Origin of the sequence: Streptomyces anulatus, from assembly GCF_000721175.1 — a bacterium.
Lineage (GTDB): Bacteria > Actinomycetota > Actinomycetes > Streptomycetales > Streptomycetaceae > Streptomyces > Streptomyces anulatus_C.
This window is the reverse complement of the sequence record NZ_JOEZ01000021.1, coordinates 31,522-43,543: the sequence shown is the minus strand read 5'-3', so window position 1 is coordinate 43,543 and position 12,022 is coordinate 31,522. Positions and strand designations below refer to the sequence as shown.

General features: G+C 71.5%; 13 protein-coding genes. 11 read left to right on the top strand and 2 right to left on the bottom strand.

The annotated features are described in order from the left end of the window. Positions 1–266 precede the first annotated feature (266 nt). The 8 genes from groL (at position 267) to IG90_RS0123970 (ending at position 7,641) form a co-directional block, all read left to right on the top strand. Entirely contained in the window at positions 267–1,889 is a 1,623-nt protein-coding gene (gene groL / locus IG90_RS0124005; protein WP_030588178.1) for a chaperonin GroEL, read from the top strand. Positions 1,890–2,035: 146 nt separating this feature from the next. Next, positions 2,036–2,170 carry a hypothetical protein gene (locus tag IG90_RS46710; RefSeq protein ID WP_267958694.1) on the top strand — a complete coding sequence of 45 codons (135 nt, stop codon included), beginning with the start codon at positions 2,036–2,038 and terminating at the stop codon, positions 2,168–2,170. 524 nt (positions 2,171–2,694) lie between these two features. Continuing rightward, positions 2,695–2,817, top strand: a complete 123-nt coding sequence (locus tag IG90_RS43740) for a keywimysin-related RiPP (protein WP_106972961.1) — start codon at positions 2,695–2,697, stop codon at positions 2,815–2,817. A gap of 50 nt (positions 2,818–2,867) precedes the next feature. Continuing rightward, positions 2,868–4,787 (top strand): asparagine synthase-related protein, encoded by a 1,920-nt coding sequence (locus tag IG90_RS0123990; protein WP_033894612.1) that lies wholly within the window; start codon positions 2,868–2,870, stop codon positions 4,785–4,787. Further along, positions 4,784–5,035 (top strand): lasso peptide biosynthesis PqqD family chaperone, encoded by a 252-nt coding sequence (locus IG90_RS0123985; protein WP_030588172.1) that lies wholly within the window; start codon positions 4,784–4,786, stop codon positions 5,033–5,035. Before IG90_RS0123990 ends, IG90_RS0123985 begins: the two co-directional genes overlap by 4 nt. Next, on the top strand, positions 5,032–5,505 hold the full coding sequence (locus IG90_RS0123980; protein ID WP_030588169.1) for a lasso peptide biosynthesis B2 protein: 474 nt from the start codon (positions 5,032–5,034) through the stop codon (positions 5,503–5,505). Before IG90_RS0123985 ends, IG90_RS0123980 begins: the two co-directional genes overlap by 4 nt. Beyond that, on the top strand, positions 5,456–7,312 hold the full coding sequence (locus IG90_RS0123975) for an ABC transporter ATP-binding protein (protein ID WP_030588167.1): 1,857 nt from the start codon (positions 5,456–5,458) through the stop codon (positions 7,310–7,312). The genes IG90_RS0123980 and IG90_RS0123975 overlap by 50 nt, the downstream gene beginning before the upstream one ends. 74 nt (positions 7,313–7,386) lie before the next feature. After that, positions 7,387–7,641 carry a hypothetical protein gene (locus IG90_RS0123970; protein ID WP_030588164.1) on the top strand — a complete coding sequence of 85 codons (255 nt, stop codon included), beginning with the start codon at positions 7,387–7,389 and terminating at the stop codon, positions 7,639–7,641. Between the two features lie 68 nt (positions 7,642–7,709). Here IG90_RS0123970 and IG90_RS0123965 read toward each other — a convergent pair whose 3' ends face one another. Beyond that, entirely contained in the window at positions 7,710–8,297 is a 588-nt protein-coding gene (locus IG90_RS0123965; protein ID WP_030588160.1) for a Uma2 family endonuclease, read from the bottom strand. 56 nt (positions 8,298–8,353) lie between these two features. Continuing rightward, the gene (locus IG90_RS0123960) at positions 8,354–9,172 is read right to left on the bottom strand and encodes a hypothetical protein (protein ID WP_030588156.1); all 819 of its coding nucleotides are present in this window, start codon (positions 9,170–9,172) and stop codon (positions 8,354–8,356) included. Between the two features lie 467 nt (positions 9,173–9,639). Here IG90_RS0123960 and IG90_RS0123955 point away from each other — a divergent pair, with 467 nt between their 5' ends. The 3 genes from IG90_RS0123955 (at position 9,640) to IG90_RS0123945 (ending at position 11,995) form a co-directional block, all read left to right on the top strand. Further along, positions 9,640–10,140 (top strand): SigE family RNA polymerase sigma factor, encoded by a 501-nt coding sequence (locus tag IG90_RS0123955; RefSeq protein ID WP_030588154.1) that lies wholly within the window; start codon positions 9,640–9,642, stop codon positions 10,138–10,140. Beyond that, entirely contained in the window at positions 10,133–10,624 is a 492-nt protein-coding gene (locus IG90_RS42340; RefSeq protein ID WP_078585346.1) for a hypothetical protein, read from the top strand. Before IG90_RS0123955 ends, IG90_RS42340 begins: the two co-directional genes overlap by 8 nt. A gap of 129 nt (positions 10,625–10,753) precedes the next feature. Continuing rightward, the gene (locus IG90_RS0123945) at positions 10,754–11,995 is read left to right on the top strand and encodes a mannosyltransferase family protein (protein WP_030588150.1); all 1,242 of its coding nucleotides are present in this window, start codon (positions 10,754–10,756) and stop codon (positions 11,993–11,995) included. Positions 11,996–12,022 lie beyond the last annotated feature (27 nt).

Here is a 12,022-nt window from a genome sequence, read left to right as displayed (position 1 = left end):
CCCCGGAACCGGGCGCCCGCGCGCCCGGCGCGGAGGCCCGCCGCTGTCCACATCCGGTCCACATCCGACGAGGGACGCTTGCACTCGCAGGGGTCGAGTGCTAATCATTGGCGTTAGCACTCTCCAGGTGAGAGTGACAGAAACTTGGACCGGGCCGGTGAGGCCCGCAGGCGCGGTGGGGCAAGGAACCACCACGCAGGCAGGCCGTCCGTCGCGGGCGCCTCTCGGTCCGGAGAATCCACCCCTGTCCGGGAGGACCACTTCACATGGCCAAGATCATCGCGTTCGACGAGGAGGCACGGCGCGGTCTCGAGCGCGGGATGAACCAGCTCGCCGACGCCGTCAAGGTCACCCTCGGCCCCAAGGGCCGTAACGTCGTCCTCGAGAAGAAGTGGGGCGCGCCCACGATCACCAACGATGGTGTTTCCATCGCCAAGGAGATCGAGCTCGAGGACCCGTACGAGAAGATCGGTGCGGAGCTGGTCAAGGAGGTCGCCAAGAAGACGGACGACGTCGCCGGCGACGGTACGACCACCGCCACCGTTCTGGCTCAGGCTCTCGTCCGCGAGGGTCTGCGCAACGTCGCCGCAGGCGCCAACCCGATGGCCCTCAAGCGGGGCATCGAGAAGGCCGTCGAGGCCGTCTCCGCCGCTCTGCTGGAGCAGGCCAAGGACGTGGAGACCAAGGAGCAGATCGCTTCGACCGCCTCCATCTCCGCCGCCGACACCGAGATCGGCGCCAAGATCGCCGAGGCGATGGACAAGGTCGGCAAGGAAGGCGTCATCACCGTCGAGGAGTCCCAGACCTTCGGTCTGGAGCTCGAGCTCACCGAGGGTATGCGCTTCGACAAGGGCTACATCTCGGCGTACTTCGCGACCGACATGGAGCGTATGGAGGCGTCGCTCGACGACCCGTACATCCTGATCGTCAACTCGAAGATCGGCAGCGTCAAGGACCTCATCCCGCTGCTGGAGAAGGTCATGCAGTCGGGCAAGCCCCTGCTGATCATCGCCGAGGACGTCGAGGGCGAGGCGCTCTCCACCCTGGTCGTCAACAAGATCAAGGGCACGTTCAAGTCCGTCGCCGTCAAGGCTCCGGGCTTCGGCGACCGCCGCAAGGCCATGCTCGCGGACATCGCCATCCTCACCGGTGGCACCGTGATCTCCGAGGAGGTCGGTCTCAAGCTGGAGAACGCCGGCCTGGACCTGCTCGGCCGTGCCCGCAAGGTCGTCATCACCAAGGACGAGACGACGATCGTCGACGGTGCCGGTGACAGCGACCAGGTTCAGGGTCGCGTCAAGCAGATCCGCGCCGAGATCGAGAACTCCGACTCGGACTACGACCGCGAGAAGCTCCAGGAGCGCCTCGCGAAGCTGGCCGGCGGCGTGGCCGTCATCAAGGCCGGCGCCGCCACCGAGGTGGAGCTCAAGGAGCGCAAGCACCGCATCGAGGACGCGGTGCGCAACGCCAAGGCCGCCGTCGAGGAGGGCATCGTCGCCGGTGGTGGCGTGGCTCTGCTCCAGGCCTCGGCCGTCTTCGAGAAGCTCGACCTCACGGGCGACGAGGCGACCGGCGCCAACGCCGTGAAGCTCGCGCTGGAGGCCCCGCTCAAGCAGATCGCCGTCAACGGTGGTCTCGAGGGTGGCGTCGTCGTGGAGAAGGTCCGCAACCTGCCGATCGGTCACGGCCTCAACGCCGCGACCGGTGAGTACGTCGACATGATCGCCGAGGGCATCATCGACCCGGCGAAGGTCACGCGCTCCGCTCTGCAGAACGCCGCGTCCATCGCCGCGCTCTTCCTCACGACCGAGGCCGTCATCGCCGACAAGCCCGAGAAGGCCGGCGCGGCCGCTCCGGGCGGCATGCCGGGCGGTGACATGGACTTCTGATCGGCCTGCCGATCGAAGTTCTGCGTACGTCCCAGTACGTCGCAGTGCGTCCCACAGGGGCGGTACCTCCTTCACGGAGGTGCCGCCCCTGTGGCGTTCCCGGCCACGACGGCCGGGCCGACCCCGAAACCATCACCGCGACCCAGGTGTTCGACGGCGGAGGGTGGTACGCCCACTCCCCGACGGTCGTCGGCTACGGCATGATCCTGCTGCTGCTGCTGCTGCTGCTGCTGGGCGCGGGCACGGCGGCCTGGGCCGGCTGTCGGCCGCGCCGGCGGTAGCCACGGGGTGGCTGCGCGCGGCCGGCGTGGCCGAATGGCTACTTGCCGTGCCCTTGCCCGTGCGGCAGCACGTGTCGGTCCGGTGATGCCGATGGCGGTGGCGCGCCCGCGGGTTCCTGAGGTAATGCGGACGTGAGGCCGCCCGGTGGCCCGTTCCGGCTGGTTCGCCGGTTCGCCCGCAGGCCGCTCCCTCTCTTGGCAGCTCACTGCCCGGTCCGGTGACCGCAGCCGGCCATTGGTTCGGTCCACTGCCCCTCCGTGCCACGGTGGTGTGCGACTGCACATGGCGGCCGTCCGGTGTCCCGGCCCCGGTGGAGACCTCCCGGAGCGGCCCGCTCCGGATCTCGCCGCTCGTGCTATCCAGCCAACTTCGCACGGTAAGTCGGAATCATGCGTACCGGTTCAGCAGCGGGACATGATGGCTCTGGGTGTTCACGTGGTGAACACCAGTCGCATGAGTAACGTCAGTTATGCAGAGGTTGTTTGGGCATAACGGTCGTCAACCGTACAGAAGGGAAGGTGTCATGAAGCTGCAGAAGAAGGCTTATGTGAAGCCGTCGCTGTTCAAGCAGGGCGACTTTTCGAAGAAGACCGCCGGCTACTTCGTCGGCTCGTACAAGGAGTACTGGACCCGGCGCATCGTCTGATCCGCCGGTCTGTCTCCTGTGCACCGTGTGAGAACTTCCGAAAGGTGAAGATGCCCGGCCAGCTGCGTGACTACTTCGTCGTCCTGCCGGACAGCGTGGCGGGAGCGGCGGTGGCCGGGCGGATTCCCGCACCGGAAGCGACCGGGCCGGCCCCGCGGGCGGGCGACGCCCTGACCGTCGCCCATCCCTCGGGCCGGCCCTGGGTCGTCGCCCGCCCGCTGCACCGCAAGGTCAGCCACCTCGCCCGGGGCGCGGACGCCCTCGTCCTCATCGGCCCGGACCGCGTCCCCGACGCGGTGCTCGCCGGGCTCCTGGAGGGCGCCCGGGACCGGGCCGGGCTGGAACGCCGCCTCGCCCGGCTGCCCGGGCTGTACCACGTCGTCGCCCGGCTCTCCGGGGAGACGTGGATCCGGGGCACCGCCTCCGGACTGCGCCGGATCTACCACGCCCGGCACCCGGATGCCGGAACCCTCGCGTCCGACCGCCCCGCGGTCCTGGCCCGCCTGACCGACGCGCCCCTGGACGACGGGGCGCTGGCGCTGAGGCTGCTGGACTTCGTGCCGCACCCCCTGAGCCGCCGCGTCGTGTGGCGTGGCGTGCACGAGACCGGCGCCGGGTACGGCCTGGCCCTGCCCGCCGCAGCACCGGGCACGGCCGCTGCCCCCGGGCCCACGGAGTACCGCTGGTGGGAGCCGCCGCCCGGCGAACTCTCCCTGGCGGAAGGGGCCCGAAGACTCGGTGACGCCGTCGCCGCCTCCGTACGGGCCCACGTCGGCGGCGTGGACCGGATCAGCTGCGAGCTCTCCGGCGGCATGGACTCCACGGCACTCACCTTCGCCGCCCGGGACACCGGACCGGCGGCGCTGTCCCTGCTGACGGTGGCCGCCCGGGACCGCTACAGCGAGGACGAGTCATGGGCGCGGAGGGCGGTCGAGGCGGCCCACCTGAGCACGCCGGCAGCCACCGCCCTGGACCACCACGTCATCCCCGCCGGCGACGCCCCCTACTTCTACGCCGACCTCGCCGCCACCTCCGCCGAGCTGAACGACGAACCGCTGCCCGTCGCGCCCGGACGCGCCCGCGCACACCTGCTCCTGAGCCGCGCCCACGCCACCGGCTCCCGCTACCACCTCACCGGCTACGGCGGCGACGAACTCTTCCTCGGCCTGCCCCACGCCTACCAGGACCTCTTCCACGGCAACCCCCTCACCGCCTGGAACCACCTCAGCGGCCTGCGCCACCAGCTCGGCTGGCCTCTGCTGCCCACGGTGAAGGCCCTGCTGGCCCGCTCCACGTTCCCCCGCTGGATCGCGGGGGCGGTCAGCACCGAACCCCAGCCCGTCGCCCGGACCCCGCTGCTCTCCTGGGGCGTACGGCAGTCCCTGCGGCCCTGGTTCACCGAGCACGGATGCGCCCTGATCACCGAGGAGTTCCGGGCCGCTGCCGAGCACGCCGAGCCGATCGACCCGTGGCGCGGGCGGCATGTGGACATCGACGCCGTACGGATGGGGGCCCGGCACTTCCAGGCGATGGAGGACGTCGGCATGACGATCGGGCTGCCGGTCGCCGCGCCGTTCTACGACGACCGGGTGCTGGAGGCGACCCTCGCCGTGCGTCTGCCGGAGCGGGTCAGCCCCTGGCGCTACAAGCCGCTGCTCGCCGAGGCGATGCGCGGGGTGGTGCCAAACGCGCTGCTGGCCCGGACGACGAAGGACCACATGTCCTCCGACGAACACCAGGGCCTGAGCGAACACGCCCCGGAACTGACGGAGTTGTGGACGGACTCCCGGCTCGCCGCACACGGCCTGGTCGACTCCGGCCGGCTGCTCAGGCTCGCCGCCGAGCCCTTCTCCCCGGTCCTGGCCGAGCACTCCATCTCCCCGACCGTGGCCGGGGAGACCTGGCTCCGCACGGCCGAGAACGCCTGGCCCGCCCCCCATCGGCCCTCTACCAGCGAGGCATCCCTGTGAAGCTCAGAAAAGGCATCGCCGTCACGACCACCGAGTACGGCGGCGTCCTCCTCGACGAGAAGGACGGCAGCTACTGGCAGTTGAACGACACCAGCGTCATCGTCGTCGACGCTCTCGCCGCGGGACACACCCCCGAGGTCGCCGTGGAGCGGATCCTCGCCGCGTTCGACGTGGAGCGGGCCGAGGCGGAGTCGGACGTCGCGGAGCTGACCCGGCAGCTCGTCGAGGCGAGGATCCTGCGCCCGTGACCACCGAGATGACGATGCCGCGCCGGGGCGCGGGAGTGGGCGGGGTGCGGCTGCGCACGGCCGTCGCCGCCGCGTTCGTCCTGGCCCGCCTGAAGCCCGGCCGGCTGCGCCGGGTGCTGACCAGGTGCTCCCGGGGCGCGCGGCCGGCCTCGTACGCGGAGACGCTGGAGGTGATCGAGGCGGTCGTCGCCACCAGCCGCCGCTGCGCTGGACGTTACGGCTGTCTGCCCCGCTCGGTCGCCGTCGCCCTGGCCTGCCGGATGTCCGGCGTCTGGCCCGACTGGTGCGCGGGGGTGCGGGCGGCTCCGCCGTTCTCGCCGCATGCTTGGGTGCAGGCGGAGGGCCGTACGGTCGGGGAGCAGGCGGAACCGGCGGATCTGCGTCCCTTGGTGATGGTGACGGTAGGCGAGGGGGTTCCGGGTGAGCGCGGTGGCGGGGACGACGGAGGCGGAAGCGGGCAGAGCGCCTGAGGGCGCGGCGACACCGGCGGCGGGGCCGGGGCCCGCCGGGAAGCCGGCGCCCCCCGGGGAGGGCGCCGGGGCGGAGTCCGGCCCGTCCCCCCTGCGCCTGCTCCTCGCCCGGGTCCGCCCCCACCGGGGCGTACTGGTCCGCGCGGGCCTCCTCTCGCTCACCGGGTCGGCGGCCGGGCTGGCGATGCCGCTGATGGCGAAGTACGCCGTCGACGCGTTCGCGGCCGACCGCTCGCCCGTGGCCCCGCTCGTCGCGCTGACCGCCCTCGTGCTGGCCGGGGCCTGCCTCTCCGCGTACGGGCGCTACCTCATGTCCCGTACGGGAGAAGGCGTCGTCCTCCGTGCGCGTGACCAACTGGTGGGATGCATCATGAGGTTGAAGGTCCCGGCGGTGGACCGGCTCACCCCCGGCGACCTTCAGGCCCGCGTCACCAGCGACACGACGCTCCTGCGAACCGTCCTCTCCAGCGGTCTGGTCGAGTCGTTCAACAGTGTGCTGATGCTGCTGGGGACGATCGGCTTCATGGCCTACATGGACCTGACGCTGCTCGGCGTGACGCTGGTGGTGATCGTCGGCATCGGAGCCGTGACGGCCTTGCTGATGCCGCGCATCCAGCGGGCCCAGCTCCGAGCCCAGGAGTCCGTGGGCGCGATGGGCGCGGCCCTGGACCGGGTGCTCCAGGCGTTCCGCACGGTCAAGGCGAGCGGGGCGGAGGAGCGGGAGACGGCGGCCGTCGCGGTGGCGGCCCGGCACGCGCACGACCGGGGGGTCTCGGTGGCGCGGTGGTCGTCGGTCTCCGACGTCACGATGATGATGTCGATCCAGCTGGCGTTCCTGGCGGTGCTGGGCGTCGGCGGCGCGCGGGTCGCCTCCGGCTCGCTGGAGATCTCGTCGCTGATCGCGTTCCTGCTCTACCTCTTCTATCTGATGGGCCCGATCGGCGGCCTGGTCGAGGGCTGGACGGGCTTGCAGAGCGGCCTCGCGGCGGTGCGCCGGATCGACGAGGTGGAGTCGCTGCCGGGTGAAGCGGCGACGGGCTTCGGGGGCGTACCGCCTGACGCCACCCCGCTGGGCGTCACTTTCCAGGACGTGACGTTCGGGTACGGGGACGAGCGGGCCCCCGCCCACAAGGGGGTGACGTTCGACGTTCCGACGGGTGGCCTGGTCGCGCTGGTGGGCCCGTCGGGGGCGGGCAAGTCGACGGTGTTCAGCCTGCTGGAACGGTTCTACGACCACGACGGCGGCACGATCACGGTCGCCGACCGGGACATCCGCGACTGGCCGCTGGCCGAGTTGCGGGCCTCGCTCGCGTACGTGGAACAGGACGCGCCGGTCCTGGCCGGGACGCTCCGCGAGAACCTCCTCTTCGCCGCCCCGGACGCCGAGGACGAGGCGCTGGCGGCCGCGGTGGCCCGTACCCGCCTGGACGCCCTGGTCGACCGGCTGCCGGACGGTCTGGACACGGCGGTCGGCCACCGCGGCGTCACCCTCTCCGGCGGCGAGCGCCAGCGCATCGCCATCGCCCGCGCCCTGCTGCGCCGCCCCCGTCTGCTCCTGCTGGACGAGGTGACCTCGCAACTGGACGCGGTCAACGAGCAGGCGCTGCGCGACGTCATCCTCGAAATGGCCGATCAGACGACGGTGTTGGTCATCGCGCACCGCCTGTCCACCGTCCGCCACGCGGACCGCATCGTGGTCCTGGAGGACGGCCGGGTCCGCACGGCGGGCACGCACGAAGAGCTGATGGCCGGGGACGAGCTGTACCGCGAGCTGGCGACGACGCAACTGGCGGCGGACGCGCGGTGAGGGGCCGGGCGGTGCGGGGCGGCATGAGTGCGCCCGCTCGGGGTGGTTCGGACGCCGGATGCCATGATGGAGACATGGGAACCGGAACCGACGAAAGCCCCGCAACCCTTTACGGGCCCGTCTCGCTCGGCCTCGGGGTCCTCGCGCTGATCGCCGCGTTCTTCTTCGGCATCTTCGCCATCCTGGCCGGCAGTCTCGCGATCACCTTCGGTGTCCTCGGACTGATCAGCAGGTTCAACCGCAGTCAGTGCATCGCCGGCCTGTCCATGGGCGCCGTTGGTGTGCTTTTCCCGCTCTCTTTCCTCTTCGCCTTCACCGGTGGCTTCTGACCGCTTCACGCCTCAGAGGCCTCAGGGTTCGGCCCTCGTGGCCCTGCGCGCTTGCCACGAGTGACGGGTCAGCCGCTGTAGTTCTTGAGTTCCTCCGTGTCCAGGGTGATGTCGACGGGACCGGGGAGCCGAACGGTGTCGCCGTACCCGAAGGTCGTCCGCTGCCTGTACCGGCCCTTCTCCGGCTCGCTGTGGACGACAAGGGTGTCGTCGTCGCGGTCGATGAGCAGGTAGACGGGAATGGATGCCGACGCGTATCCGTCCCGCTTCTCCGCGCGGTCGCGGCTGTCGGTGTCGTGGTCGTGCGAGGTGACCTCGACGGTCATGAGTACGCGGTCAGGGTCCGACCACTCGCCGTCCCCGGCGAAGCGACCAGCCTGGGCCAGTGTGCCGTCCGGCCGTGCGCGACCGTTGCGGTATCCACCGATCCGAAGTCCGCGCTCGCGGTACAGCCGCAGCTCCGGCTGCTGCTGCATGCACTGCATCGCGACCCACATGATGATCTCGTCGTGATCCCCGTCAGGCACGGGCTTGACCTCTAGTTTTCCGTTGATGAGCTCAAGCGTCACGGTCTCGGGGGCCGTCCGGGCAAGCTGCTCGAACTCCTCGACGGACATCTGGGCGTGCGGTGCGTGATCGGCGGAGCTGGGGGTCATGGCGTCGCCTCCTCCCCTCCATCGTGCCCCGTCGGATCTGCGGACGAGCTGGACGGTCATCGGTATGTCCTTTCGGACCGGGGAACGAGCCCGGCCCGGACCGCGTTCATCCGGTCCCGTACGCCGGGCGGCTGTACGGCCCCCGGCGGGCCGATCGGCGGCTCCGGGGACGGCCCCCGGCACGGTCGGCAGAGCCCTCCGAGGAGTGCTTCGGGCGGGCCGGGGACTTGGCACTCGCCGCATTCGAGGGTGCGCAGGACGGTCCGGGGCCCCGGCAGGATCCGCTCGGGCGGCAGCTTGTCGAGCAGGCGCTGCTCGACGAGGCGGGCGGGGTGGTGGACGCGCGACGGCAGCCCGGCGGTGAGCGCGTTCAGCAACTCCGCCTCCGTCGCACCCCGCGCGAGCCACTCGCCGACCCGTGGTTCCAGGTGTACGCAGTCGGCGGCGGACAGCGTCAGCGCGGGGGCCGTCCGCCCCAGGGCGGCGAGGAGGATGAACGCCCGTGAGCGGGTGGGCCGTCGGGGTTCGTCCGGCGGAGCGTCGCCCCGTGTGTAGGCGTTCCACCACTCGTCCTCGCGTGCGGTGCGGGAGAAGAAGGTCCGGGTCACCCAGAGCATGACCTCGTCCGTGATCACGCACTCGCTGCCGCGCCGCAGATGCCCGGCGTCCTGGAGCCGGTTGAGGGTGGTGCGCAGGGCGCACTGCCCGTACGGGAGGTGCTTGGCGAGGGTCTTCACGGAGACGTCGGAGCCGTCGGGCAGCCGGTCGATGTACGCGGCGACGGCGGCGTCACGGGGAAGGAGATGGGCGAAGTCCCGCTCGGTACGGGGACGTTCACCGGGGGCGGAGCGCTTGCCGTAGCCGGGGTTGGCCATGGGGTGCGGCGGCGGGCTCGTGGGGGCGGCCGGAGGGCGCGCGGGCGGGGTCCCGTGCGGGGCGCGGGGGGCATCACTAAGCTGGCTGTCAGCCATGGAGGTCGTTCCGATCCGATCTTCGGTGGCTAGACCCCTATCGGTGTTGGAGCACCGGTGGGGGTCGTCCTTTTGCCTGGTCGTGGTCTTCCCGCACGCTAGAGCCTGACGACCGTGCGTCGCAACTCGATCACAAGTTGTCAACTTCGCAGCCAGGGTGGGCGGGTGGGACAACTGACCCATCCACCCCATCACTGTTAAGAGCGCTCGGATCTCGCTGCTTGAGCTTCGGGAAGCGCGTGGGGAAGCGATGGCTCCGGGGTCGTTCAGGTTCTGTGACGACCGTCACTTCGTGTTTATGGCTGGCGGTGTCGACCGGATGCCGCGTGCCGGGCGTATACCCGGTGAAGCGAAAGATCCGGGAGCAACTTTTGACCGTCGAGGAGTTCGAAGAGTTCTACGCCCAGGCGGTCGCGCGTCTCACAGGCCAGTTGTACGTGATGACCGGCGACCTCCAGGAGGCGCAGGACGTCGTGCAGGAGGCGTTCGTCAAGGCGTGGGTCCGGCGTGGGCGGCTGGAGCGTGACGGGCAGCCCGAGGCGTGGATCCGTACGGTCGCGTGGCGGCTGGCGGTGAGCCGGTGGCGCTTCCGGCGGCGGTCGGCGGATGCCTGGGGCCGGGGGAGCGGTGCGGCGGAGCACGTCGCGCCGCCGGATCCGGACCACGTGGTGCTGGTCGACGCGCTCCGGGACCTGCCCGGCCAGCAGCGGCGGACCTTGACCCTGCACTACCTGTGCGACCTCACGGTCGAGCAGATCGCCGGGGAGACCGGGCTTTCCACCAGCACGATCAAGACGCATCTGGTCCGTGGACGGGCTGCGCTCGCGCACCGTCTGCGGGACCCCCGCATCGAGGAGGCTCCTGATGTCTGAACCGCGGGATCCGTTGCGGTCCCTGTTCCGGGAGGCCGGTGACTTCGGGCAGGCCCGATCCGATGCGGACCCCGCGTCGAGGATCACCGAACGCGGGATGCGGGCGCAGCGCCGGCGGATGGCCGTGGTCGCCGTGGGCGTGTGCCTGGTCGTCGGCGGGGGCGGTGCGGTCGCGGTGGGCCTGCTGCCGGTACGGCCGGACCCGGTCGCCCCGGCCACGAGCCCGTCGCCCAGCTACCCGTCGCCCGCACCGTCGGACCGGCTGCCGACGGATCCGCCGTCACTGCCGCCGACGCCGAGCACCACGGTGCCGGGGGGCGCGGAGACCGGGGGGACCCACGGTTCGGTGGGCGGGTCCACCGCGCCGGGCGGTCTGCCGACGAGTACGCGTACGAGTTCGGGTACGGGCACGGGCGCGGACACGACGCAGCCGCCACCGGCGACGACCGCGCCGCCGACCGACGCGATCACGACGATGCGATGACGCACACCCCGTAGCCCTTCTCCTTCCCGCCCCTCCTATCCCTCTTCTCCTTCCGTGCCCCGGCGGGCTCACCGGGCGGTTCCGTATGCCTCGACGAGTCCACGAGGCGTGCCTGAAAGGTGCCTGAGTTTGTCCACACTTTCCCGCGGGCTGCGGCCTTCTCCCGCCCGCCCCGCATCACCTGAGCCCCGGGCGTCCGCTCCGCCCGAGCCCCGGGCGGGGCGGCTTCGACGGGCGGCCGACCGCCTGACCCCGGCCGACCGCACCGTCCTGTGGCTCTACCTCCTGACCCGGATGTCCCTGGGGATCACGGCCCACTTCGCCCGCTGGCTGTTTCCGGCCCGCCCCGGCACGCGGGAGGCGGCGCCCGTCCTCGCGCCCTTCCAGCAGTGGGACGCGAACCACTACCTCCATATAGCGCGCGACGGCTACTTCCCCGTCGGCGCGGGTCCGTGGACGAGCGGCTGGGACAACCGGGAGGCGTTCTTCCCGGGCTACCCCCTCCTCCTCCGCGCCGTGCACACGGTCGTCCCGGACTGGACGGCGGCCGGGCTGTTGATCTCGTTCGTCGCGGGCGCGGTGGCCGTACTGGCCCTGGCCCGCATCGCGCGGGCGTATCTGCCGCAGGACGCGGCGGGGCGCCGTACGGTTGCCCTCTTCCTGCTCTCGCCCTGCGCGGTGTTCCTGGCCGTCGGCTACACGGAGGCGCTGTTCCTGGCGTTCGCCCTGCCCGCCTGGCTCGCGGCCATGCGGCACCGCTGGGCGCTCGCCGCCGTACTGACGGCGGCGGCGACGACGGTGCGGGTCAGCGGCCTGTTCCTGGCCGCCGCGATCGCGCTGCTGTTCGTCATGTCGGCCCGGACGGAGAAGCACTGGCGGGCGGCGGGCTGGACGGTGCTTCCGGCGCTGCCCCCGGCCGCGTACAGCTGGTATCTGCACGCGCACACCGGCGACTGGATGGCCTGGAAGCACGCGCAGGAACGGGGCTGGTACCGCACGTTCCACACCCCCTGGGAGGCGTGGGCGAACACGTGGCACGGGGCGTTCGACCGTACGCAGTCGACGGGGTACGCGTTCATGTTCCAGGCGGAGTTGGCGGCGATGCTGGTGGGCCTGGTGCTGGTGGCGCTGCTGGTACGCCACCGCCGCTGGCCCGAGGCGGTGTACGTGGCCCTCAGCCTGTCGGCCCTGGGGACCTCGTACTGGTACACGTCCATCCCGCGCGCGACGCTGCTGTGGTGGCCGCTGTGGATCGGCCTGGCGGCGCTGAGCCTGCGCCGGCCGTGGTTCAGGACGGCGTATCTGTGCGTGGCCGCGCCGGTGACGACGGTCGTCGCGCTGACGTTTCTGACGGGGCGGTGGGCGGGGTGAGTCCATCCTGGCTGCGGCCGTGCGTCG

What these genes read in the sequence shown, in the direction of transcription:
- groL (WP_030588178.1), top strand. Translation starts at nt 267, where the DNA reads ATGGCCAAGATCATCGCGTTCGACGAGGAGGCACGGCGCGGTCTCGAG.
- IG90_RS43740 (WP_106972961.1), top strand. Translation starts at nt 2,695, where the DNA reads ATGAAGCTGCAGAAGAAGGCTTATGTGAAGCCGTCGCTGTTCAAGCAG.
- IG90_RS0123990 (WP_033894612.1), top strand. Translation starts at nt 2,868, where the DNA reads ATGCCCGGCCAGCTGCGTGACTACTTCGTCGTCCTGCCGGACAGCGTG.
- IG90_RS0123970 (WP_030588164.1), top strand. Translation starts at nt 7,387, where the DNA reads ATGGGAACCGGAACCGACGAAAGCCCCGCAACCCTTTACGGGCCCGTC.
- IG90_RS0123965 (WP_030588160.1), bottom strand. Translation starts at nt 8,297, where the DNA reads ATGACCCCCAGCTCCGCCGATCACGCACCGCACGCCCAGATGTCCGTC.
- IG90_RS0123960 (WP_030588156.1), bottom strand. Translation starts at nt 9,172, where the DNA reads ATGGCCAACCCCGGCTACGGCAAGCGCTCCGCCCCCGGTGAACGTCCC.
- IG90_RS42340 (WP_078585346.1), top strand. Translation starts at nt 10,133, where the DNA reads ATGTCTGAACCGCGGGATCCGTTGCGGTCCCTGTTCCGGGAGGCCGGT.